19 protein-coding genes and 1 tRNA gene are annotated in these 21,032 nt (G+C 62.8%); 9 read left to right on the top strand and 11 right to left on the bottom strand.

The genetic code is table 11. The features are described from left to right. Positions 1-117 precede the first annotated feature (117 nt). Positions 118-801, top strand: a complete 684-nt coding sequence (locus FN835_RS03795; protein WP_142661868.1) for a response regulator transcription factor — start codon at positions 118-120, stop codon at positions 799-801. Positions 802-884: 83 nt separating this feature from the next. Continuing rightward, a complete protein-coding gene (locus FN835_RS03790; protein ID WP_142661867.1) occupies positions 885-1,859 on the top strand; it encodes an HpcH/HpaI aldolase/citrate lyase family protein in 975 nt (324 codons plus the stop codon). 9 nt (positions 1,860-1,868) lie between these two features. On the opposite strand, the gene FN835_RS03785 is transcribed toward FN835_RS03790, so the two are convergent. The 4 genes from FN835_RS03785 to FN835_RS03770 all read right to left on the bottom strand — a co-directional run bounded on the left by FN835_RS03785 (position 1,869) and on the right by FN835_RS03770 (position 5,869). Beyond that, a complete protein-coding gene (locus FN835_RS03785; RefSeq protein ID WP_142661866.1) occupies positions 1,869-2,159 on the bottom strand; it encodes a hypothetical protein in 291 nt (96 codons plus the stop codon). After that, the gene (locus tag FN835_RS03780; RefSeq protein ID WP_142661865.1) at positions 2,156-4,444 is read right to left on the bottom strand and encodes an FdhF/YdeP family oxidoreductase; all 2,289 of its coding nucleotides are present in this window, start codon (positions 4,442-4,444) and stop codon (positions 2,156-2,158) included. The genes FN835_RS03785 and FN835_RS03780 overlap by 4 nt, the downstream gene beginning before the upstream one ends. A 202-nt stretch (positions 4,445-4,646) precedes the next feature. After that, positions 4,647-5,630, bottom strand: coding sequence for a sensor domain-containing diguanylate cyclase (locus FN835_RS03775; protein WP_142661864.1), 984 nt, complete (start codon positions 5,628-5,630; stop codon positions 4,647-4,649). Next, positions 5,627-5,869 carry a hypothetical protein gene (locus tag FN835_RS03770; protein WP_142661863.1) on the bottom strand — a complete coding sequence of 81 codons (243 nt, stop codon included), beginning with the start codon at positions 5,867-5,869 and terminating at the stop codon, positions 5,627-5,629. The genes FN835_RS03775 and FN835_RS03770 overlap by 4 nt, the downstream gene beginning before the upstream one ends. A 244-nt stretch (positions 5,870-6,113) precedes the next feature. On the opposite strand from FN835_RS03770, the gene FN835_RS03765 reads away from it, so the two are divergent. The 3 genes from FN835_RS03765 (at position 6,114) to FN835_RS03755 (ending at position 8,915) form a co-directional block, all read left to right on the top strand. After that, a tRNA-Leu gene (locus FN835_RS03765) sits at positions 6,114-6,198 on the top strand. A 465-nt stretch (positions 6,199-6,663) separates the two neighbouring features. Beyond that, complete coding sequence (locus tag FN835_RS03760; RefSeq protein ID WP_142661862.1) at positions 6,664-7,896, top strand: aromatic ring-hydroxylating oxygenase subunit alpha; 1,233 nt, start codon at positions 6,664-6,666, stop codon at positions 7,894-7,896. Further along, a complete protein-coding gene (locus FN835_RS03755) occupies positions 7,893-8,915 on the top strand; it encodes an FAD-binding oxidoreductase (RefSeq protein ID WP_142661861.1) in 1,023 nt (340 codons plus the stop codon). Before FN835_RS03760 ends, FN835_RS03755 begins: the two co-directional genes overlap by 4 nt. On the opposite strand, the gene FN835_RS03750 is transcribed toward FN835_RS03755, so the two are convergent. Genes FN835_RS03750 through FN835_RS03730 form a run of 5 tightly spaced genes read right to left on the bottom strand, consistent with a single transcriptional unit; the run spans position 8,912 to position 13,225 of the window. Beyond that, on the bottom strand, positions 8,912-9,742 hold the full coding sequence (locus FN835_RS03750) for a nitrilase-related carbon-nitrogen hydrolase (RefSeq protein ID WP_142661860.1): 831 nt from the start codon (positions 9,740-9,742) through the stop codon (positions 8,912-8,914). The genes FN835_RS03755 and FN835_RS03750 overlap by 4 nt on opposite strands. Positions 9,743-9,791: 49 nt before the next feature. Next, positions 9,792-10,673 carry a glycine betaine ABC transporter substrate-binding protein gene (locus tag FN835_RS03745; RefSeq protein WP_142661859.1) on the bottom strand — a complete coding sequence of 294 codons (882 nt, stop codon included), beginning with the start codon at positions 10,671-10,673 and terminating at the stop codon, positions 9,792-9,794. A 29-nt stretch (positions 10,674-10,702) separates the two neighbouring features. Then, positions 10,703-11,449, bottom strand: a complete 747-nt coding sequence (locus FN835_RS03740; RefSeq protein WP_246098644.1) for an ABC transporter permease — start codon at positions 11,447-11,449, stop codon at positions 10,703-10,705. Further along, complete coding sequence (locus FN835_RS03735) at positions 11,446-12,552, bottom strand: ABC transporter ATP-binding protein (RefSeq protein ID WP_142661858.1); 1,107 nt, start codon at positions 12,550-12,552, stop codon at positions 11,446-11,448. Before FN835_RS03735 ends, FN835_RS03740 begins: the two co-directional genes overlap by 4 nt. 16 nt (positions 12,553-12,568) lie before the next feature. Next, positions 12,569-13,225, bottom strand: a complete 657-nt coding sequence (locus tag FN835_RS03730) for an ABC transporter permease (RefSeq protein WP_142661857.1) — start codon at positions 13,223-13,225, stop codon at positions 12,569-12,571. Between the two features lie 468 nt (positions 13,226-13,693). Between FN835_RS03730 and FN835_RS03725 the strand changes: the two genes are divergently transcribed. The 4 genes from FN835_RS03725 to FN835_RS03710 all read left to right on the top strand — a co-directional run bounded on the left by FN835_RS03725 (position 13,694) and on the right by FN835_RS03710 (position 18,978). Next, the gene (locus tag FN835_RS03725) at positions 13,694-15,274 is read left to right on the top strand and encodes an FAD-dependent oxidoreductase (protein WP_142661856.1); all 1,581 of its coding nucleotides are present in this window, start codon (positions 13,694-13,696) and stop codon (positions 15,272-15,274) included. Beyond that, positions 15,261-16,418, top strand: a complete 1,158-nt coding sequence (locus tag FN835_RS03720) for an NAD(P)/FAD-dependent oxidoreductase (RefSeq protein ID WP_142661855.1) — start codon at positions 15,261-15,263, stop codon at positions 16,416-16,418. The genes FN835_RS03725 and FN835_RS03720 overlap by 14 nt, the downstream gene beginning before the upstream one ends. 64 nt (positions 16,419-16,482) lie before the next feature. Then, a complete protein-coding gene (locus FN835_RS03715; protein WP_246098643.1) occupies positions 16,483-17,469 on the top strand; it encodes a GlxA family transcriptional regulator in 987 nt (328 codons plus the stop codon). Between the two features lie 84 nt (positions 17,470-17,553). Next, positions 17,554-18,978 carry an FAD-binding oxidoreductase gene (locus FN835_RS03710; RefSeq protein WP_142661853.1) on the top strand — a complete coding sequence of 475 codons (1,425 nt, stop codon included), beginning with the start codon at positions 17,554-17,556 and terminating at the stop codon, positions 18,976-18,978. On the opposite strand, the gene FN835_RS03705 is transcribed toward FN835_RS03710, so the two are convergent. Together FN835_RS03705 and FN835_RS03700 are read right to left on the bottom strand one after the other, a co-directional pair. After that, positions 18,975-20,144, bottom strand: a complete 1,170-nt coding sequence (locus FN835_RS03705) for an alpha-hydroxy acid oxidase (protein WP_221930392.1) — start codon at positions 20,142-20,144, stop codon at positions 18,975-18,977. The genes FN835_RS03710 and FN835_RS03705 overlap by 4 nt on opposite strands. Next, positions 20,125-21,021: a dihydrodipicolinate synthase family protein gene (locus FN835_RS03700; RefSeq protein ID WP_142661852.1), complete on the bottom strand. Its 897-nt coding sequence runs from the start codon at positions 21,019-21,021 to the stop codon at positions 20,125-20,127. Before FN835_RS03700 ends, FN835_RS03705 begins: the two co-directional genes overlap by 20 nt. Between the last annotated feature and the right edge of the window lie 11 nt (positions 21,022-21,032).

Below are 21,032 nucleotides of genomic sequence, written 5' to 3'. Positions count from 1 at the left end.
TAACATTATGCTGCAAACGGGTATCTAAATGGGTAGTATATTTCCTACCCGGATTGGTGGGAGCAAGATCATGTCGCAAAAGCTCAGACTTTGGCCTAGGACCAAGGTGGCGGAATTATGATCCGAACCGTCAGCAGCCTGCAAAAGGCGGTCAATATCGCCATCGCGGACGGAAATCCGCTGGTCATGTCCGCCATGTCCGAACTGTTCGTCCATGACAGCCGATTCTCGCTTTTATCGACCTCCTCAACGGCCGAGGGGTTCCTGGCCAATGTCGGGCGCGTGCCCGCCGAAGTGGGGATCATCGACTGGGCACTGCCCGCGATGGGTGCGGCACAACTGTTGTCGCTGCTGCGTGAAATGCCGCACGCGCCGCGCATGGTGATCTACGGTCAGCAAGGCAGCGACGCGCATCTGGGCGCATTGGCGGCGGGCGCGGCTGGCTTCGTCTCGCGCAGCGATCCGGTCGAGACGCTGCTGGACACCTGCATCTCGGTCGCGGCAGGCAAGATGGTCTTTCCCTATCTGGATGTGCGCGAGCTGAACCGGAACCCGATGCAAACTCTGTCGCGGCGGGAATTGGACATGCTGGCGGCGCTGTCCAAGGGGCTGACCAATCGCGAACTGGCGCGCGAATTGGGCATCTCGATGAACACGGTCAAGTTCCACCTGTCCAACCTTTACGACAAGCTTTCCGTAAAAAGCCGCGCGCAGGCCATCGCCTTTTTCTACTCCAATCGTCCGGGTGGAAATATTGCTGAAAGCGGTGGACACAAAGAGAACGCCGAGGGCGAAAGGTAATTTTCGGTAATAATTTCTTCTTGACCGGAAATTATCTTGCGCCTTTCTTTGGCGGTATTCCCATCCCGGCAGGAGCATCTACCATGAGTTTCTTCGCGATCGAACAAGCCCCCGCACGCCTGAACCGCAGCGAACTTGCCGTGCCCGGCAGTCAGCCGCAAATGTTTCAAAAGGCAGCGGATTCCGCCGCCGACGTCATCTTTCTGGACATGGAGGACGCGGTTGCGCCTGACGAAAAACCGCAGGCGCGCAAGAACATCATCAAGGCCCTGAACGAGATCGACTGGGGCAGCAAGACCATGTCGATCCGAATCAACGGCCTTGATACGCATTACATGTATCGCGACGTGGTGGATGTGGTCGAACAGGCGGGTGAACGACTGGACCTGATCATGATTCCCAAGGTCGGAACCGCCGCCGATGTCTATGCCGTGGACATGATGGTGACGCAGATCGAAGATGCGATGGGCTTCAAAAAGCGGATCGGTTTCGAACATATCATCGAAACCGCGCTTGGCATGAAGAACGTCGATGAAATCGCGGCCGCGTCAAAGCGCAATGAAAGCCTGCATTTCGGCGTGGCCGATTACGCGGCCAGCACCCGCGCCCGCACCACGGTCATCGGCGGCGTGAACGAACTCTACTCGGTCCTGACCGATGCCGATGCGAATGGCGCGCGGAACGTGCACTGGGGCGATATGTGGCACTACGCGCTGTCGCGGATGGTCGTCGCCGCACGCGCCAATGGCCTGCGCCCGGTTGACGGCCCGTTCGGCGACTTTTCAGACCCCGAGGGCTTTAAGGCCGCGGCCTATCGCGCCGCCGTTCTGGGCTGTGAGGGCAAATGGGCCATCCATCCCAGCCAGATCGCATTGGCCAATGAGGTGATGAGTCCATCCGCCAAGGAAGTCGACCGGGCCGAGCGCATCCTTGCGGCCATGGCCAAGGCCGAGGCCGAGGGCAAGGGCGCGGTGTCGCTGGACGGACGCCTGATCGACTATGCCTCGATCAGGCAGGCCGAGGTTCTGGTCGAGAAAGCCCGGCAGATCGCGGGATGAATGGGGTCGTCAACCGATTGACGCGGCCTGCATCGCCGCCAGACCCGCGGGCGACAGGGCAAGATCATAGCGTGGCGCCCGCCCCTCGGGCATGGTCGCCACGATCAGGCCGCGTTCTGCAAGTTCAGCGCATTCGCGCATGACAAGCGCGTGGGACAGCCCGAATTGCTGCGCAAAGCGGCGGCTGTCCCGCGCCAGCCCCAGATGCACCGCCGCAAGCAGACCCGCGCCGATCCCGGAAAGCGCGGGGTGGGTCATCAACGCTTCGGTCAGCGCCTCCCATTCCGCCGGATCGGTCATCTGCGGCGGATGGTGACGATCACGGATTTCAATGTGGGCGTGAAGCTTTTTTCGCCATAGGCACCGTGCGGGACCAGCAGGTTCAGCTCCGGGTAATATCCCGCGACGCAGCCTTGCGGCATGTCATAGGGCACAAGGCGGAAATCCTCGGCCAGCCGCTCGACCCCGTCTTCGTCGGGGCCGGTCAGGTCAACGCGATCGCCGGTTTCCGCCCCCAGTGCGCGCATGTCGTCGGCGTTCATGAATACCACACGCCGTTCGCCGTAGACGCCACGATAGCGGTCGTCCAGCGCATAGATCGTGGTGTTGTATTGGTCATGCGACCGGAAGGTCTGCAGGACGAAACGGCCCGCCTGCCCCTGCACCCGCTGCCATTCGGTCTGCTGCGGCAGGGGATGCGCCGCAAAATTCGCCCGCCCCGTCGGCGTGCGCCATTCGCGTTCCGCCGCCGGATTGCGCAGCCAGAAACCGCGCGGCTGGCGGACTCGGGTGTTGAAATCCGCAAACCCCGGCAGCACCCGTCCGATCAGATCGCGCACCTTGTCATTGTCGTCGCCCAAAGCCTGCCAATCGACGACGCCATTGCCGACTGTCGCCTGCGCGATGCCTGCAATGATCGCCACCTCGGATTTCAGCGCCTTGGAGGCGGGCAGGTTGATCCCACCCGATCCGTGGACCATGCTCATGCTGTCCTCGACGGTGACGATCTGGCGCGTGCCTTGCGAATTTCGGTCGATCTCGGTCCGGCCAAGACACGGAAGGATATAGCTTTTCCGCCCCGGCAGCAGATGCGAATGGTTCAGCTTGGTTGCGACGTTCACCGTCAGGTCCAACCCCATCAGCGCCTTGGCGATCAGCGCACTGTCCGGCGTCGCGCGGGCGAAATTGCCGCCCAGCCCAATGAATGCGCGGGCCGAGCCGCCCAGCATCGCCCCAATTGCCGCGATGACGTTGTGACCCTCGGCACGCGGTAAAGCGACGCCCAGTTCCCGCTCCATCGCGTCGATCAGGGCGGCAGGCGCCTTTTCGTCGATCCCCATGGTGCGGTCGCCCTGCACGTTGGAATGGCCGCGCACGGGGCAAAGTCCCGCACCTTCGCGCCCGATATTCCCGCGCAGGAACAACAGATTGGCAATCTCTCGGATGGTCTGGACGGAATGGCGGTGCTGGGTGATCCCCATCGCCCAAGTGGCAATCACGCTGTCCGCTGCCAGATAGACCGCCGCTGCGCGTTCGATCTGGGCGCGGCTCAGACCCGATTGCTCCTCAATCTGCGGCCAACCGGTCGCCTCGACCACGGCACGCCAATCGTCCAGCCCGTCACAGTGCTGACCGATAAAGGCGTGATCCAGCACCGAAGGATTGCCCGCAGCCAGCGCCGCATCATCTGCGGCAAATACCACCTTGGCCATGCCGCGTACCGCCGCCATATCCCCGCCCAGCCGGGGCTGGAAATAATCGGTCGAGGTGGGTTTGCTGCCACCCAGCAGCATCTCGACCTTGTTCTGCGGATCGGCGAACCGCATCAGGCCCTTTTCCTTCAGCGTATTGAACACGACGACGTTGCAGCCCCGCGCGGTCGCCTTGCGCAGATCGGCCAGCATCCGAGGATGGTTGGTTCCGGGGTTCTGGCCAAAGACGAAAACCGCGTCAGCTTTCTCGAAATCCTCAAGCTGAACCGTGCCCTTGCCGATGCCGATGGCGTCGATCAGCGCGACCCCGCTGGCTTCGTGGCACATGTTCGAGCAGTCGGGAAAGTTGTTCGTGCCGTAAAGCCGTACGAACATCTGGTATAGAAACGCCGCCTCATTGCTGGCGCGGCCAGAGGTATAGAATTCGGCCCGGTCGGGATGATCCAGCGCCTTCAGCGCTGCCCCGATTTCGGCAAAAGCCGTGTCCCAGTCGATCGCGTGATAACGGTCGGTCTGCGGGTCGTAACGCAGCGGGTCGGTCAGCCGACCCTGCTGCTCCAATTCGTAATCGCTCCATCCGCGAAGTTCGGTCACGCTATGGGTGGCAAAGAAATCGGGCGTGACGCGCTTGCGGGTCGCCTCCCATGCGACGGCCTTGACCCCGTTTTCGCAAAACTCGAACGACGAGCCGTGTTCCGGGTCACCCCATGCGCAGCCGGGGCAGTCGAACCCGTCTGGCTGGTTCGCCTTGAGCATGGTGCGGGCACCGGACAAAGGACGGCGCGCCTCCATCAGCCGTCGTCCGCAGCTTTTCAGCGCGCCCCAGCCACCCGCTGCAGCGGATTTCTTGCCGACGAATTCGTCTTTTGCCATACTTGCACACCTGACGCCGCAGCCAAGCTACGCCGTCCTTTTGGTTTTTCGATCTGATGGGTAAGCCGTGTTCGGGCAAAGGGCCGACGCGGATGCCTTGCTGGATGTGTCAGATACGCTCTTGGTGCGCGGGTTCAAGCCCGCATTGGGGTGGCGCGCAGAAATACCGCCTTAGCGATGCAACCGCACCACCCGACTGCCATCAAACGGGCGCTTCGCTTTCCGTTCCCGCCTCAACCGTGCGGTTCCGGCCGCTGCGTTTGGCGGCATAAAGCGCAATATCGGCCCGCGCCATCAGCTGATCGGCGGTTTCGTCGCCCCGACGCATCGCCGCGCCAAGGCTGATGGTCACGGCGATACCGTTCAACTCCGGCCATTCCAGCGCGACGACCTGACGACGCAGAGCTTCGGCCCGTGCGACAACGGCCGATGCATCACGACCCGGCAACAGCAGACCGAATTCCTCGCCTCCGATACGACCCAGGCATTCGTGCGGCAAGGAATGGGTGCGCAAGGTTTCCGCGACGCACCGCAGGACGACATCGCCCGCCGGGTGGCCGAAACGGTCATTGATCGACTTGAAATGGTCGATGTCGATCAGCACCAATCCGATTTCGGCATCCGAGTTCAGCGACCGCTCCAGTCTTTCGCGAAACGCGCGGCGGGTCAACGCCCCGGTCAGCGCGTCGTTTCGTGCAATCTGGCGCAGTTCAAGCTGGGACATGACAAGACGGGCAAAATTGCGAAGGATGTCGGCCTCGGCCTCGCTGAATTCGCGCGGTTCGGCCCCGGCCACGCAAAGCGCGCCGATATTATAGCCATCGGGGCTGGTCAGCGGCACGCCAAGATAGCAACGCACCCCGCCATCCGCCACAAAGGGGTTCGCGGCAAAGGTCGGGTGTTCGGTCAGGTCCGGCAGATCCAAAGCAGTGCGTCCGCGGATCGTGTGATCGCAAATGGACATGGCGCGGGGAATTTCCGTCGGGATGCCTGCCGCGGCCTTGGACCATTGTCGGTCGGTATCGATGAAGTTGATCGATACCAGCGGCAGGTCGAAAATCGATTGGACCAGCCGGATGATGTCGGAAAACTCTTCCTCTGGCGGGGTGTCCAGAATCTCATAGCGGTGCAGGGCACTTAGCCTGCCGGCTTCGTCACCCAGCTTGAAATCCCCCTGCATCGTCATTTGGAATCCCCGCTTTTTGCTTCGAACACCGACAGAAGATCTTTCTCATAGCTTTGCAACAGGTTCTGCACCGTCTGCCGGATGGTTTCGGGCGGTCTGCCCGCAGCCTCCAATGCCTGCACAAGCCCCAGCAGGTTCTGATGATGCCGCTCGACCATCGGGATCAGGTCCAAAGGCAAATCGCGTCGAACATGCGCAAGGCGTTCTTCAAGCTCATGCACGGGAATGAGATCGGTCATGCGGGCTCCTGCAGCAAGATGCTGCGGAAATATAGCCGGACGCATCGCAGGTCACAATCGGCGGTTGTGATAAGCTCCTGTCGCATCAGCATCTTCGTACCGGGAGACGTCACGCGCCTGCAAAAGGAGCCCGAATGCGATTGGGCCTAAAAATGGCATAGGGATCACTTTCCCCCTCGCGCTTGGCAAAAGGCTTTGCTATCAGCGCAACACTCTGGCGGGGCTAGGCCCGTGCTCAGGCGATGCGGGTGTGGCGAAATTGGCAGACGCACCAGATTTAGGTTCTGGCGCCGCAAGGCGTGGGGGTTCAAGTCCCTCCACCCGCACCACTTATCATAACCAGATTTAGATTTGCGAACGTCGATCGGGGTATGATCTCTGTCAGGACTCTTGCTGCGCAAACTTCAAAATTTGTCCCATTTCTTTTGTATTAAGCTAGCCTTACAGGCAAACACCTGCCGGGAATAGCGGCAAAGGTCGGCGGCATTCCGCAATTTTTGCCTGCAATACGCCATCAACCCAAAACCTGCGGTTGCACCCCCAAAAGCTCTCTGAAATTCAATGGTCGTCCTTGTGGTGGAGGACATGCCTTCTGTGGTGGGAGGGCTTCGGGGCGGCCGACGGGTCGCCCCGCCTGCATTTTGCGGCGGTCCTATATGTGCGCGCTTAACATCCCCCTGACGTTTTGCTGACCTCGGATGACGGTTTCATGTCCGCGCAATTGCGCAATATGGATCCAAGATCGACAGGATACGCGCCCATCTGCACGACAGGCTTACGCGAAGGAAACCGACATGCTCAACGACAGGATCGCCCGGCTTTTGCAGGAACGGAAACCCGGCCATTCGCTGCCGCGCGACTTCTATGTCGATGAGGAGATCTTTCGGGCCGACATGCGGGCGGTGTTCGAAACCGACTGGCTGTTTGCCTGCAGTGTGGCCGAAATTCCGCGCCCCGGCGATTACGTGACCATGCAGATCGGAGACAACCCGGTAGTCATCCTGCGCAACCGCGATGGCGAGGTTGTGGCGTTCCACAACAGCTGCCGCCATCGCGGATCAATGATCTGTCAAAAGGAACAGGGCCGCGCCAATCGGCTGGTCTGCCCCTATCATCAATGGGTCTATGAGCTGGACGGAACGCTGATCAACGCCCGCCAGATGCCAGAGAGCTTTGACAAAAGCACCCACAGCCTTGCCCCGGTGCATGTCGAGGTGATCTGCGGCATGGTCTATGTCTGCATCAGCGACCAACCGCCTTCGCTGGCCGCGTTTCGGGCAGGCGTCACGCCCTATATCGCGCCGCATATGCCCGACCGCACCAAGGTCGCGTTTTCGACTACGATCGTCGAGGAAGCGAACTGGAAGCTGGTGATCGAAAACAACCGCGAATGCTATCACTGCGCGGGAAATCACCCGGAATTGCTGGTCACGCTGGTTGAATTCGCGCTGCCGGACGATCCCTTGGTCGCGGCGCAGTTTCAAAGCCTTATGGATCGTTCGACCGCGCGCTGGGACAGCCTGGGCCTGCCCCACAAGCCCGCCGATGGCGGGACGGAATTTCGCTGCATCCGCCTGCCCTTCAATGAAAACTGCCTGTCCTTCACGATGGATGGCGGGCTGGCCTGCAAAAAGCTGGTGGCCGATTTTACTGAGCCGGATCTGGGCTCGGTCCGCATGTTCCGCGTGCCGAACAACTGGAACCACTTCCTGTCCGATCACATCATCCAGTTCCGCGTGCTGCCGCTTTCCGCCAATCGCACGGCGGTCAAGACCACGTGGCTGGTGCATGAGGACGCGGTCGAAGGCGTCGATTACGATGTTGAGCGCCTGACCGAAGTCTGGATCGCCACCAATGACGAAGACCGCATTCTGGCGGAAAACAACCATCGTGGCATCCTGTCAAAGGCTTACCGGCCCGGTCCCTATGCACCATCGGAATTCATGCTGCGTAACTTCGCGGACTGGTATGCGGGCAAGATGGCCGATCATATCGGCGGACCTGCAGCACGGATGGCTGCGGAATGATGCTGCAGAACGAACCCGGCCTGCTGGCCCTGACCTGCATCGGTGTCGATCATGAGACGCCGACGATCCGCACCTTCCGCCTGCGCGGGACCGCTCCGATAACCTATACCCCCGGTCAGGCGCTGGTCCTGAAAGTGCCGCTGCCCTTTGGGCCTGCTTGGCGGACCTTCACCATTTCGGGCGGGGCGAATGGCGACCTGCATCTGACGATCAAGGCGCAGGGCCAAGGCGGCGCGACGCGCTGGCTGCACGACAATCTGACCCAAGGTGCGGAAATTCAGGCGCGCAGCCCGCGCGGCCATTTCACGCTGGACCTGCGCGGCAATGACAGGCTGGCCTTTGTCTCGGGCGGGTCGGGGGCCACACCGATGATCGCCATGCTGCGGCATCTGGCCGACACCCAACCGCTCGCAGATGTGGCGTGGTTCCACGCCGCCCGCGACCCTGATGAGGTGCTGTTTGCCGCAGAATTGGCACAATTGCAGGCGCGGATGCCCAACCTGACCGTTGCGATCAGCGTCAGCCGCCCTGCCCCCGGCTGGTTCGGCTATCGCGGCCGCATCTCTCGGACGCAGCTATCGACAGCCATCCCGGATATTGGGCGGCGCGAGGTGTTCTGCTGTGGCCCGCAAGGCTTCATGACCGAGGCCAGGTTGATCCACGCCGCCGAGGGTGGCGACAAGGCGCAGTTCCATACGGAAAGCTTCGGCGGCGCACCCGTTCCCGTAGCCACACCCGAACCCGTGGCGGCAGGCGGTCCCGCCTTTGCCATGACCGTGGCCGAACGGGAAATCCAGATACGCCCCGACGAAAGCGTGCTGCAAGCCAGCCTGCGCCACGGCGTCATCATCCCCTGCGGCTGCGGCGAGGGGATGTGCGGCACGTGCATGGTCAGGCTGGTCGAAGGGCAGGTCGCCATGGTCGCGAATGGCGGCATCACGCCCGAGGAACAGGCGCAGGGCTATATCCTTGCCTGCTCCAGCCGCGCGGTATCGGACATCAAGGTGACGCTGGCCTAGGCCAGCCCACCTGCCCGCATCAGTGCGCGCACCAATGCCGGGTTTGCATCGCGCACCGTCGGCAAAAGCGCGCGGGCACGTCTGGCCGTGCTTGTGTCGATTTCGGCCACGGCCATTCCCGGCTGGTGGTCCAGTTCGACCAGTTCGCGCCCGAACGCATCAAGGATGCGCGAACCGCCCCAAAAATCCAGCCCGCCGCGCGTGCTGCAATGATTGCACATGATGGTGGGCAGGCCATAGATCATCGCCGAGTGACGCAAATTGATGCGCCATCCTGCGGGATTGTCGAACTCGGCCCCCACCGCACCGCGGGCCGAGGCGATGGGCTGCAACAGCATGTCCGGCGCTTGATGTGCTGCCAGCCAGACCAGTGCGGGATTCCAGCTATCGGCGCAGATCAGCGTCGAGATGCGGCCCGTCGCCGTCTCGAAGATTTCTAAGGTGTTGCCCGCAAGATAATGATCTGTTTCGCAAAGGTTTCCATATCGCGGCAGATTCAGCTTGCGGTGAACGTGCATCTTATTGCCGGAAACCAGAACCTGCGCATTAAAGACATTGCCGCCTTCGCGCAGGATCATGCCGAACGACACGACCATCTCTGCGGCCGCCTGCGCAATCGCCAAGGGCTCGGGGTCGTCCAGCCGCCGCGCCAGACGCGTCGTATCGGGCCGCGAGAGGTAATCGGTCAGCGACAGTTCGGGAAACACCAACAGCGCCACCCCGGACCGCCGAGCGTCCGAGATGGCGTCAAGATGCAGCGCCAGATTGGCGGCAATATCGCCGGGCTGGCAAGCGATCTGCGCAGCGGCGACTGTCAGGCTGGTCATGTCGGGGCTTTCGAAAAATGGCCCGCGATAATTCGCGGGCCATGGGGGCTTAGATCATGCCTTGGGTGTTCAGAAACTCGGTGGCCACGGCCTCGACCGATTTCTTATCCACATCGACCTGACTGTTCAGCGCGGTCATGTTGGCGTCATCCAGACGGCCCGACAGATCGTTCAGCAGATCGGTCAGCGTCGGATTGGCGTCCAGAACTTCCTGACGCACCACCGGGGTCATGGCGTAGCTGGGGAAATAGCCCTTGTCATCGGTCAGCACCACGAAGTCAAAGGCCGGGATGCGACCGTCGGTGGCGAAGACCTGCCCGCTATCGACCTGACCATCCTTCAGCGCCTGATAGACCAGTCCGGTATCCATCCGCTTGACGTTCGCGCGGCCATATTCAAAGCCGTAAAGCTTTTCCAGCGGCTTCAACCCGTCGGGACGGGCATAGAATTCGGCGTTGCTGCCAAAGGTCAGCTCCTCGCCCGCGTTGATCTTGGCCGCGAGGTCCGAAATGGTCGCGATGCCCTTTTCCTTGGCATCCGTCGCACGCATGGCGATGGCATAGGTGCTGTTCACCTTGGAGGGGTTCAACCAGACCAGCCCTTTGGCGCCGTCAAGCTCCTTGACCTTGGCATAGGTCTGTTCGGCATCCATTTTATCTTCGATCTTGTTGAAGGTAATCAGCGAAGTGCCGGTATATTCCCAATAAAGATCAATCTGTCCCGCCTCAAGCGCCTGACGCAGCGGCGCGGTGCCCAGACCTGCCCGCTTGTCGATTTCGAACCCCTTGGCCTTCAGGAATTGCGAGGTGATCTCGGCAATCAACTGCTGTTCGGTGAAATTCTTGCCGCCAACGACAAGCGGCGCGGCGGTGGCGGGAACGGCCAGACCAAGCGCGACTAAGGCACTGGCAAAAAGGCGTTTCAGGTTCATTTCTATCTCCACTGTTGGTTTTTATTGGTTCAGCGCAGCGGGTTGATGCCCTTGGGCACCAGCCAGTATTGGGCCTGTGCGCCGATCAGGTCGACGGCCACGGCCAGCGCCGCAGTCGGGATCGCGCCCGCCAGCAGCAGCCCCGGCTCCATCAGGTCGATGCCGGTAAAGATCAGCTCACCCAAGCCGCCGCCGCCGATCAGGAAGGCCAGCGGCACCGTGCCGATATTGATTGCCAATGCGGTGCGGATGCCGGCAAAGATGACGAACAGGGCATAGGGCAGTTCGACCTTCCACAAGATCTGCCACGCGGTCATGCCCATGCCACGCGCCGCGTCGATCAGCGCAGGCGGCACGCTTTTGATGCCCGCGATGGTGTTCAAAACGATCGGCAGCAGCGTCAGGACCGTCAGGCCAAAGATGGCGGGCGGCGTGCCAAGGCCCATCACGGTCATCGCCAGCGCAAGGATCGCCAGCGTCGGGATGGTCGTGCCAAGGTTCACGACCTGCGCCACCACCGGGCCAAGGACACCCAGCGACCGCCGCGCCAGCAGCACTCCGATGGGAATGCCGATCACGATCGCCAGCGCCCCCGAGATCGCGGTCAATTGAAGATGTTGGACCGTCAGATAACGGATGTCTTCGCCATATGCGCCCATCGCCTCCAGCGCGCCGCTGGAGTGAAACCAGACGCCCGCCAGAAAGATCAGCGCATAGCCCGCAAGCCGCAGCGCCTGCATCGAGAAATTCGCCAGATGCGCGCCCTTCATCATCATGCGTCCCGATAGGTGGCGCCCAGCAGATGCGTAATGCCGCGCTGGGTCAGATAGCCGCGATAAAAACCGTCCTGATCGACGCAGGCCAGCCATGTCTGGTCGTTGCTGAACATCATCGACACGGCATTGCGCAACGTGTCGTCAACCTGGATCGTGCAGGGAATGCGTTCGTAGTGATCGCCCACCATGCCCTGCGCGCCCTGCAACTGCGCCCGCCGGACCAGTCCGCGTGCCCGACCGCGCGGCCCCGTCATCACCACCGACTGGTGGTCATGCTTCTGCATCAGGGCCAACGCCTCGGCCACCGGGGTTTCGGCCAGAACGCGCGGCGGATCGGCCTGCATGGCGTCAGCCACTTTGACCAACTGCAACCGTTTCAGCGTGCGGTCACCGCCGACGAAATCCGCAACAAAATCGTCGACGGGGTGGGCAAGGATATTGTCGGGCGTGTCGTATTGAACCAGCTTGCCGCTTTTGAAAATCGCAATCCGCGACGCCATTTTCACAGCTTCATCAATATCATGGCTGACGAATATCACCGTCTTTTTCAATGCCGATTGCAGCTTGAGGAATTCGTCCTGAATGACGGCGCGGTTGATCGGGTCGATGGCGCCAAAGGGTTCGTCCATCAAAAGAACCGGCGGATCGGCAGCCAGTGCCCGGATCACCCCCACGCGCTGCTGCTGCCCGCCGGAAAGCTGCTTGGGGTAGCGCTTGGCAAAGACGGCAGGGTCCAGCGCCACCATCTCAAGCAGTTCATGCGCGCGTTTGCGCGACGCCTTGCGATCCATGCCCAGCAGGTCGGGGACGGTGCAAATGTTGTCCTCGATCGTCTTGTTGGGAAACAGGCCGATTTGCTGGATGACATAGCCGATGCCCCGGCGCAGTTCGGTCGCCCCGACCTCCATGATGTCCCTGCCGCCGATCAGGATGCGTCCGGAGCTTAGTTCGGTCAGACGGTTGATCATCCGCATGGTGGTCGTCTTGCCGCAGCCCGAGGGGCCCAGCAGCACGCAGATTTCCCCCTCGGGAACTTCGAAGCTGACATTGTCCACCGCCATGTAGCTGTCGAAGGTCTTGGTGACGTTTTCCAGACGGATCATGCGTTTGTCCTGTGGTTCAATTGCGCGTCCGCAGACCGGGCGAGGTCAGCAGCCGTTGCAGCAGCAAAAGGAAAAGATCGGCGGCGATGGCCAGAAGGCTGACCGCGACCGCGCCGGTGATCAACTGGCGGCTGTCGGTCTGGGAAATCCCGCGCGAGATGAAGGTGCCCAGCCCGCCCGCGCCGATATAGGTCGCAATCGCGGCAATCGCGATGGTCAGCACGACGGCATTGCGCACCCCGTTCAGGATGACGGGCATGGCCATGGGAATTTCCACCTGCCACAGCCTTTGCAACGCGGTCATGCCCATGCCCCGCGCCGCATCGCGCAGCGCCGGGTCGATGTTCATGATCGCGGTATAGGTGTTTCGGATGATCGGAAGCTGCGAATAGAACACCAGCGCGATCAGCGCAGGCAGATAGCCGATGCCATGGCCAAAGGGTGACAGGATCGGGATCAGGATACCGAAGAACGCGATTGACGGGATCGTCATGATGATGGCCGCGACATAAAGGACGCGCTTGGCGATCGTTGCATTCTGGGTGATGGCGATGCCGATAGGCACGCCGGTCGCTATCGCGATCAGGATGGCCGCACCCACCAGCGAGACATGCTCAACCGTGCGGTCCATGATCTGTGGCAGATTTTCGAGCGCGAACCGAAGCGTCTCCATCAAATCTCTCCGAAAGCTTCCGGGGCCGGTGGCCGGTGGCGAGGGGATGGGCCAAGCAGCGCCCATGGCCTGATTACAGCCACAGTTGCCCCGCCTTGCTCTACCAATTTCCGACACGCAGCGAAATATTTTCGACATTGCACGCGGGCGGCCGAAATATACCCGCTTTTGCGGAACGCCTTCGCGCGCGGCAAACGAAGAATGCGGATACATAGTGCAAATACATGATAATAAATAGTTATATTATATTCATGTTCGCTCTTTGCTGACCTATGACATTTGCCTCTTTTGGGATCGCAGGGGCAATGCAACACGCTGCCCGCACTTATCATCATCCGCAATGTCGCTTTCATTGCGTCCAAGGTCGGATGTGCGGCCTTGGCAATTCGCGCGGTCGTCAAGGATTGGGCCAAGCCGTCAGGGCGCGATCTGCAACAGACGCCGCCCCAGCAAAGGAAAGGATCACGGATGACGATTGACCCGCGTTCGGTCACCGGCAAACGCCTTGAAATCGCGCATCATATACAAGTTCTGGTCATCGGTGCCGGTCCGGCAGGTATCTCTGCAGCCCGCCGCGCCCATCAGGGTGGCGCGGATGTCATGCTGGTCGATGAAAACCCGGTGCCATTCGACGTGATGGGCGAAAGCGTGCCGCAGATCTGGGGTGGCCGCATGGGCGGGCAGGTGCGCAACCGCAACGCCATGACCGAACGGATGCTGGAGGCGCGTCCTGATCTGGTCGAACTGTTCGAGCTGGGCGTGGATGTCCGTCTGGGGACAGCGTGCTGGGGGCTTTTCAGCAATCAGCCCAATCTGGGCTGGATGCCGGGTCTGGTTGCCGGGCTGATCGACGATGAACAGGGCAGCTATCATGTCCGCGCCGACCAGATCATCGTGGCCACCGGACGACGTGATATGGGGCTGGCATTTCCGGGCTGGGATCTGCCGGGGGTTCTGGGTGCCTCGGCGGCAGCGACGCTTGCAGGGCTATACGGTGCCTTTGACGGCAAACGCGCGGTCATCCTCGGCTCTGGCCCCGAGGCGCTGCTAGCCGCGCAAGATTTGATGGCGGCAGGTGTGCAGATCACCGCTGTCGTCGAACAGGCCGCATCCCCGCTTGCACCGCAGCTTGCAGCCGGACTGCAGGCGCACGGGGTCGAAATCATCTGCGGGCAAGCCCCGCGCGGCGTCAACTCGGATGCGGGGGGTGTCACAGGGTTGATCCTGCGCGACCGGCAGATCGATTGCGACTCGGTTCTGCTGGGCGTCGGCGCGGTGCCGATGATCGATCTTTTGCAAGCCGCGGGGGCACGCTGCGGTTTTGACAACGACCGCAGCGGCTTTGTGCCGACGTTGGACAAAGGGTTGCAGACGACGCTGGCGGGGATTCGGGCGGCGGGCGATTGCGCCGGCATCTGGGCCGCGAAATCCGCTGATCCCGCCCTTGCACGGTCAGAAGGCGAGGCGGCAGCCAACGCGGCCCTTGCCGCCATAGGGCTGTCGAAGCACGCCCCGGCCGATCTGGCAACGCCCCCCCACGCCCCCGATATGGGCCGGTATCGCAAGGATTGGGTTCGCGCCACCGTCGTCGAGGCGCTGGCCGAGATGCCCGTCTGCCAATGTGAGGAAGTGACGGCCCGCGAAATCCTTGAGGTTCGTCCACCCCGCTATCTGAAGATGCCTCCCGTCGCGAATGAAACACGCAGCCTGACGCAGATCCTTGGCGACGGCCCACCTGATCCCGATCAGGTCAAGCGCCTGACCCGCGCGGGCATGGGGCCATGTCAGGGTCGCCGCTGCCGCGAACAAATCCAGGCGCTTCTGGCGCTGCAAGAGGATCTGGCGCTGGGGGCCGTTCCCCTTGCCGGTTATCGCAGCCCGGTGCGCCCGATGACCCTGACCGCCGCCACCGCGCCCGAAGACCCCGCCATCGCCGAAATCTGGGACAGCTGGTTCGGAATGCCGCGCCAATGGGTGCCCTTCTGGGATGTCGAACCGAAATACACGGTCGCGGCTCTTGCTACGGAGAAAGAACATGTCAGCGAATAAGGGCGCCTCGGTCGTCGTCATCGGCGGCGGCGTCACCGGCCTTTCTACCGCCTTCTGGCTGGCCGAGGCTGGCGTCGATGTGTTGGTTCTGGAACGCGGCATCGTCGGGTGGGAAGCGTCGGGGCGCAATGGCGGTGGCTGTTCGCACCACCACAGTCCGCTTTTCGCCGAAGAGCAGCGGCTTTGGCCGATGATGGATCAGCTTTTGGGCTATCCGACCGAATTCGTGCCCAACCGCATCCGCATCGCACTGTCGCCCGATCAGTATACGCTTTACGGTCGTGCCGTGGTGAACGCCCGCAAGCAGGGCTTCCACGCCGACGAACTGGACCCCCAGCAGGTCCGCGATCTGGTGCCGCTGGCAGGCGATAATGTTTTTGCCGGTCACTATTATCATTTCGGCGGCCACGCGAACCCACACCGCACGGTGCAGGCCTATGCTTGGGCGATCCGCGACCGCGGCGGGCGGGTAAAGCAGCACGTCACCGTCACGGGCTTTCAGCGGGCAGGCGATCGCGTGACGGCGGTGGAAACCGATCAGGGCAGCTTCGGCTGCGATCATCTTGTCATTGCCGCAGGTCCGCAGACCAGCCGCCTTGCCGCGCTGCTTGAGGTGGACATTCCGATGCGCGCCGCCCGCGCCGAAATGATCGTGACCGAACCCCTGCCCCTGATGCCGCTGGGCGGAATCGACGGCAACGGGCTTTATGGGCGCCAGACCCTGCGCGGCAATCTTGCCTATGGCGGCGGGCCGCATGAATGGGTCGAAACCGAGGATCTGCCGGGTGGGCCACGCCCCTCGACGCCGCTTTCAGGCAGCATCGCCAAGCGACTGGCGCAGCTTTTGCCAAAGGCTGCCCATGCCCGTGTCATCCGCAGCTGGGGCGGCATCATCGAAAACACCCCGGATGGCCGCCCCGTGCTGGACCGGCCCGCGCCATGGGCCAACCTGACGGCAGGGTCGCTTTCGGGGGTGGGTTTTGGCCTGTCGCCAGCCAGCGGGCGGGCACTGGCGCAGCTTGTCACCGATGGCGCCTGCGATTTCGCCGATCTCAGCTCATTGCGGCTGGACCGTTTCAGTCAGCTTGAGCCGAACTGGGCCGAATTGCAGGGCTGGCTGCCCGGCGGTCTGGCGACGGTCTGACGATCCGACTTGCAGCACGCGCCGGGGCTGGCCCATCATGGCACATCGCAAGCGGGACACTTCGATGTTTTATGAGAACGTGGGCGAACCCCTGCGCTTCGCCTTTCTGATGATCGACGACATGTCGATGATGAGCCTCGCCTCGGCCACGGAACCGCTGCGCTCGGCCAACAGGCTTTTGGGTCGCGAGGCGTTTCGTTGGGATCTGTGCAGCCTTGACGGTGCGCCGGTCATCGCCTCGAACGGGATGCCGTTTTCCGCACGCCCGGTCGATCAGGCGCTTGAGGATTGTCATGCGCTGTTCGTCTGCGGCGGGATGCGGGTCAAGCCGCAGAACGAACGCCCCTATCTGGGGGCGCTGCGCCGCGCCGCGCATCGCGGACGGGCCATCGGTGCGCTGTCCACCGCCAGCTATCTGCTGGCGCGGGCGGGGCTGCTGGACGGCTATCGCTGCACGATCCACTGGGAAAACCGCGCCGCCTTCGAGGAGGATTTTCCACAACTGACCATCACCGGCACGCTTTACGAAATCGACCGCAACCGCCTGACCTGTTCAGGCGGCACTGCGGCGATGGACCTGATGCTGCACATCATCGCGGACCGCCATGGCATGGACCTGGCGCGCGGCGTCGCAAACCAGTTCCACCACGAACGCATCCGCGATGCCCATGAAAACCAGCAGGGCGGTCGGCTGCAACAGATGGGTGCCCTGCCCCTGACGATGCAGCGCGTTATCCGTCTGATGCAGTCCAATATGGAAACCCCCCTGCAGATCGAGGATCTGGCGGCAACCACAGGCATCAGCGCACGCCAGCTGGAACGCCAGTTCCGCAGCCATCTGGGAATGAACCCGGCGCGCTATTACCTGTCCCTGCGCATCGACCGCGCGCGCGAGATGCTGCTTTACACGGAACAACCCGTCATCGACATCGCAATAGCTGTCGGCTTCGCCTCGACCTCGCATTTCTCGAAATGGTTCCGCGAGTTCTACAAGCTGCGTCCGACCGAGATGCGGGAAAAGGCACGCTCCGAAAAACGCTCGGTGGCTTAAGCGGCGCCCACACATTTGCCGGTTGAATATCGCACAGACACATTGCACTATCGCAAATAGATGAAATATATTGCATTGCGATAAATGAACGACGCTGAATTCCTCGCCGCCCTGCGTGATCTTGTCGGGGCGAACCATGTGCATAGCGATCCGGCCGATCTTGAACCCGTGCTGGCCGATTGGTGGGACATTGCGCATGGCGGCGCTGTCGCTGCGGTCTATCCCGGTTCGACCGCCGAGGTGGCGGCTGTCATGCGGCTTTGTGCGCAATTGGGCCGCACGGTCGTGCCGCAGGGTGGGAATACCGGCCTTTGCCGGGGTGCTACGCCGCAACCGGGGGGTCGGGGCATCGTGCTGGGCCTGCGCCGCATGACCGCGCTGCGCGAAATCGACACCCCGTCCAACATCGTGGTGGCCGAGGCGGGACTGCCGCTGGCCGCGCTGCATGACGCGCTTGCCGAACATGGCCGCCGCCTGCCGCTGCATCTGGGCAGCGAAGGCAGCGCGCAACTGGGCGGGCTGATCTCCACCAATGCGGGCGGCACCGGCGCGCTGCGCTATGGCCCCATGCGCGATATGGTCGCCGGGATCGAGGTGGTGCTGCCCGATGGCCGCGTGCTGACCGATCTGGATGCATTGCGCAAGAACAACACCGGCTACGACCTGAAGCACCTGTTCATCGGGGCCGAAGGCACGCTTGGCATCGTCACCGCCGCCGCGTTCCGCATTCACCCGGCGCTTCGCAGCAGCGCCCATGCGTGGCTGGCGGTCGATGCGCTTGATGACGCGGTGCGGCTGCTGGTCAGCCTGCAGGAACGTTTCGACACCGCGATTCAGGCGGTCGAGCTGCTATCCGCCGATCAGGTCGATCTGGTGCTGCGCTATATCCCCCGCAGCCGCCTGCCGCTGGATACCATGCCGAAATGGTCGCTGATGATCGAACTGGGGGCCAGCGATCCGACAGCGCCCTTGCAAGCCGCGCTTGAGGATTGGCTGGCCAGCGCCTTCGAGGAGGGGCTGATTGCCGACGCCTTCCTTGCACAGAACCAGACGCAGGCGGCGGATATATGGCATGTGCGGCACGGCGTGTCGGATGCCAACAAGCAGCATGGCCGCAGTCTGTCGCATGACGTGGCGGTGCGCCCTGCCCGCCTGCCGCAGATGATCGCGCGTTGTTCGGATGCGGTCACGGCGGCCTATCCGCAGGCGCGCATCCTGATCGTGTCGCATATCGGGGATGGCAATGTGCATTTCATCGCACATTTCGCGCATGACGACTGGGCGGCGGTTCCTGACCAATCCGCGACGGTGAAGCATGTGATGGGGATGGTCCACGACATCGTGACCAATCTGGGCGGCACGTTCTCGGCCGAGCACGGCATCGGGCGCAAGCTGGCGGGCGAGTTAGCGCAGCGCGCCGATCCCGCGCGGCTGACGATCATGCGCGGGATCAAGGATCATCTGGACCCGCAGAGGCTGATGAACCCCGGCGCGATTTTCCCGGCCTAGCCCAGCCAATCCAGTCCGGCCAGCGCCCGCAGATCGGGCGCGCCGGAAAAGGCCATGAAGCCGCGCAATTCATCGGCCAGCAGCGTAAGCATGTGGCGAACGCCCGCATCGCCCGCAGCCGCCAGCCCATAAAGCGGGGCGCGGCCCAGCAGCACGCCATCGGCCCCCGCCGCCAAAAGCTTGGCCGCATCGCTGCCGCGTCTGACGCCGCTATCTGCTAGCAGCGTCCGGCCGGGACCAACCGCCTGCCGGATCGCTGGCAGCATCTCCAGCGGGTTGGCCGCGCCGTCATGGTTGCGGCCGCCATGTGTGGACACCACCACAGCATCGCAACCCGCGTCGAACGCCATCTGCACGTCGCGCGGGTCCATGACGCCTTTCAGGATCAGCCGTCCCGGCCAGCGGCGGCGCAGCTCGGCCAGAAACGCGGCATCCAGAACCATATCCAGCGCGAAACGCGGATCGCTGATCGCCTGCGTCACCGCTTTGCCGCCGGGATAATGGGCATATGATGGCAGCCCGCTTTGCGCCCGGTAACGCCCCATCACGCCGATGGTCCAACGCGGATGAAGCGCCAGATCCAGCGCCAGCCGGCCCGAGGGTCGCAGCGGCACCCCGAACCCGTTGCGGATGTTATGCACCTTTTTGGGCGAGGCCGGCGTGTCCACCGTCAGCAGCAGCACCGATACACCCTGCGCGGCAACGCGGTCCAGCAGCTTCCATGTCTGTTCCCGATCACGCCAGACGTAAAGCTGGAACCACAGATCGGCCCCTGGCGCACCTGCGGCAATCGCCTCGATCGCGGTCGATGATTGGGTCGAGACGCAAAACGGCACACCGATGTCGCGGGCGGCGCGGGCCATCGCGACCTCGCCGTCGTAGCGCACCATGCCCGCAAGGGCGGTCGGGGCGACGACAAAGGGCAGATCGTGTCGGCGACCCATCAGCGTCGTGGCGGGATCGGGCGCAGATACCGGGCGCAGCACACGCGGCACGACGCGCCTGCGGGAAAAGCCGTCATGCAGCGCGCGAAGTGCGACCTCGCCTTCGGTTCCGCGGTCTATATAGTCGAAAAGAGCCCGAGGCAGGAAAGCGCGGGCCTGAACCCGCGCTTCGTCGAAATCAAGAAAGGACGGGCCGCCCAATTCAGGCCATCGCTTCGGCACGCACGACCTGCACCGCGCGCGCGATCAGGGCCTGCGTCGCCTCGGACGGCGCGCGCAGTGGTAACGATACGGGGCCGACATCCGTGCCAAGCTGCGACATCATCAGCTTCAGCGGACCCGGATTGACCTCGGCAAACAGCGCGTCAAAGACCGGGATCAGCTTGCGATGCATGGCGATGGCACCTGCGAAATCGCCCGCCTCGACGCGGTCGTGGATCGCGGTCCAATAGGCTGGCAGCATCGGTGCGCTGGCCAGAACGCCGCCCACTGCGCCGTGCATGGCATGGATCACGTAAAGCATGTCATCGCCCGACAGCAGCGCGATGCGGCCTTCAAGCGCGGTCGCCAGACGGTTGAAGTAATGCGCATCGGTATTGCAGACCTTCATGCCGATGATCGTGCCATCCGCCGCCAGATCGCGCACCGTCTCGACAGCCGTGACGAAACCCGTGCGCGACGGCACATCGTAATAGACCAGCGGCAGACCGACCTCGGCACGGTAGCTGCGGAAATATTCCTGCACGCCCGCCTGACTGGGGATGACATAGAAGGGCGTGACCAGCATCAGCCCCGCCGCACCCGCATCGCGGAAAGCGTGGCCGGTCGCCAGCGCCTCGGCCCGACCGGGCGAGACGACACCGGGCACGACCGGCACGCGACCGGCAGCAAGCCGCACGGTCTCGCGCACCACGGCCACCCGGTCGTCATGCGACAGCGCAGTGAATTCGCCGGTTCCGCCCATGGGCACAAGGCCGCGCGCACCGCCTGCGATATTCGTCTCGACCAGCGTGGCAAGGGCTGCAAGGTCCAGCTTGCCGTCGGCATCAAGGGGGGTCGGCAGTGCGGGGAACATGCCGTGAAGATCTGTCGCTTGCATCTTGGATCCTG

The organism is Paracoccus laeviglucosivorans (assembly GCF_900182695.1).
Classification (GTDB): Bacteria; Pseudomonadota; Alphaproteobacteria; order Rhodobacterales; family Rhodobacteraceae; genus Paracoccus; species Paracoccus laeviglucosivorans.
Note: the sequence above shows the minus strand (reverse complement) of the source record. Positions and strands in the feature narration are given on the sequence as shown.

Bases quoted from the DNA above. Each gene is read 5' to 3' on its own strand.
- FN835_RS03795 (WP_142661868.1), top strand. From the start codon at position 118: ATGATCCGAACCGTCAGCAGCCTGCAAAAGGCGGTCAATATCGCCATC.
- FN835_RS03790 (WP_142661867.1), top strand. From the start codon at position 885: ATGAGTTTCTTCGCGATCGAACAAGCCCCCGCACGCCTGAACCGCAGC.
- FN835_RS03785 (WP_142661866.1), bottom strand. From the start codon at position 2,159: ATGACCGATCCGGCGGAATGGGAGGCGCTGACCGAAGCGTTGATGACC.
- FN835_RS03780 (WP_142661865.1), bottom strand. From the start codon at position 4,444: ATGGCAAAAGACGAATTCGTCGGCAAGAAATCCGCTGCAGCGGGTGGC.
- FN835_RS03775 (WP_142661864.1), bottom strand. From the start codon at position 5,630: ATGACGATGCAGGGGGATTTCAAGCTGGGTGACGAAGCCGGCAGGCTA.
- FN835_RS03770 (WP_142661863.1), bottom strand. From the start codon at position 5,869: ATGACCGATCTCATTCCCGTGCATGAGCTTGAAGAACGCCTTGCGCAT.
- FN835_RS03760 (WP_142661862.1), top strand. From the start codon at position 6,664: ATGCTCAACGACAGGATCGCCCGGCTTTTGCAGGAACGGAAACCCGGC.
- FN835_RS03755 (WP_142661861.1), top strand. From the start codon at position 7,893: ATGATGCTGCAGAACGAACCCGGCCTGCTGGCCCTGACCTGCATCGGT.
- FN835_RS03750 (WP_142661860.1), bottom strand. From the start codon at position 9,742: ATGACCAGCCTGACAGTCGCCGCTGCGCAGATCGCTTGCCAGCCCGGC.
- FN835_RS03745 (WP_142661859.1), bottom strand. From the start codon at position 10,673: ATGAACCTGAAACGCCTTTTTGCCAGTGCCTTAGTCGCGCTTGGTCTG.
- FN835_RS03740 (WP_246098644.1), bottom strand. From the start codon at position 11,449: ATGATGATGAAGGGCGCGCATCTGGCGAATTTCTCGATGCAGGCGCTG.
- FN835_RS03735 (WP_142661858.1), bottom strand. From the start codon at position 12,552: ATGATCCGTCTGGAAAACGTCACCAAGACCTTCGACAGCTACATGGCG.
- FN835_RS03730 (WP_142661857.1), bottom strand. From the start codon at position 13,225: ATGGAGACGCTTCGGTTCGCGCTCGAAAATCTGCCACAGATCATGGAC.
- FN835_RS03725 (WP_142661856.1), top strand. From the start codon at position 13,694: ATGACGATTGACCCGCGTTCGGTCACCGGCAAACGCCTTGAAATCGCG.
- FN835_RS03720 (WP_142661855.1), top strand. From the start codon at position 15,261: ATGTCAGCGAATAAGGGCGCCTCGGTCGTCGTCATCGGCGGCGGCGTC.
- FN835_RS03715 (WP_246098643.1), top strand. From the start codon at position 16,483: ATGTTTTATGAGAACGTGGGCGAACCCCTGCGCTTCGCCTTTCTGATG.
- FN835_RS03710 (WP_142661853.1), top strand. From the start codon at position 17,554: ATGAACGACGCTGAATTCCTCGCCGCCCTGCGTGATCTTGTCGGGGCG.
- FN835_RS03700 (WP_142661852.1), bottom strand. From the start codon at position 21,021: ATGCAAGCGACAGATCTTCACGGCATGTTCCCCGCACTGCCGACCCCC.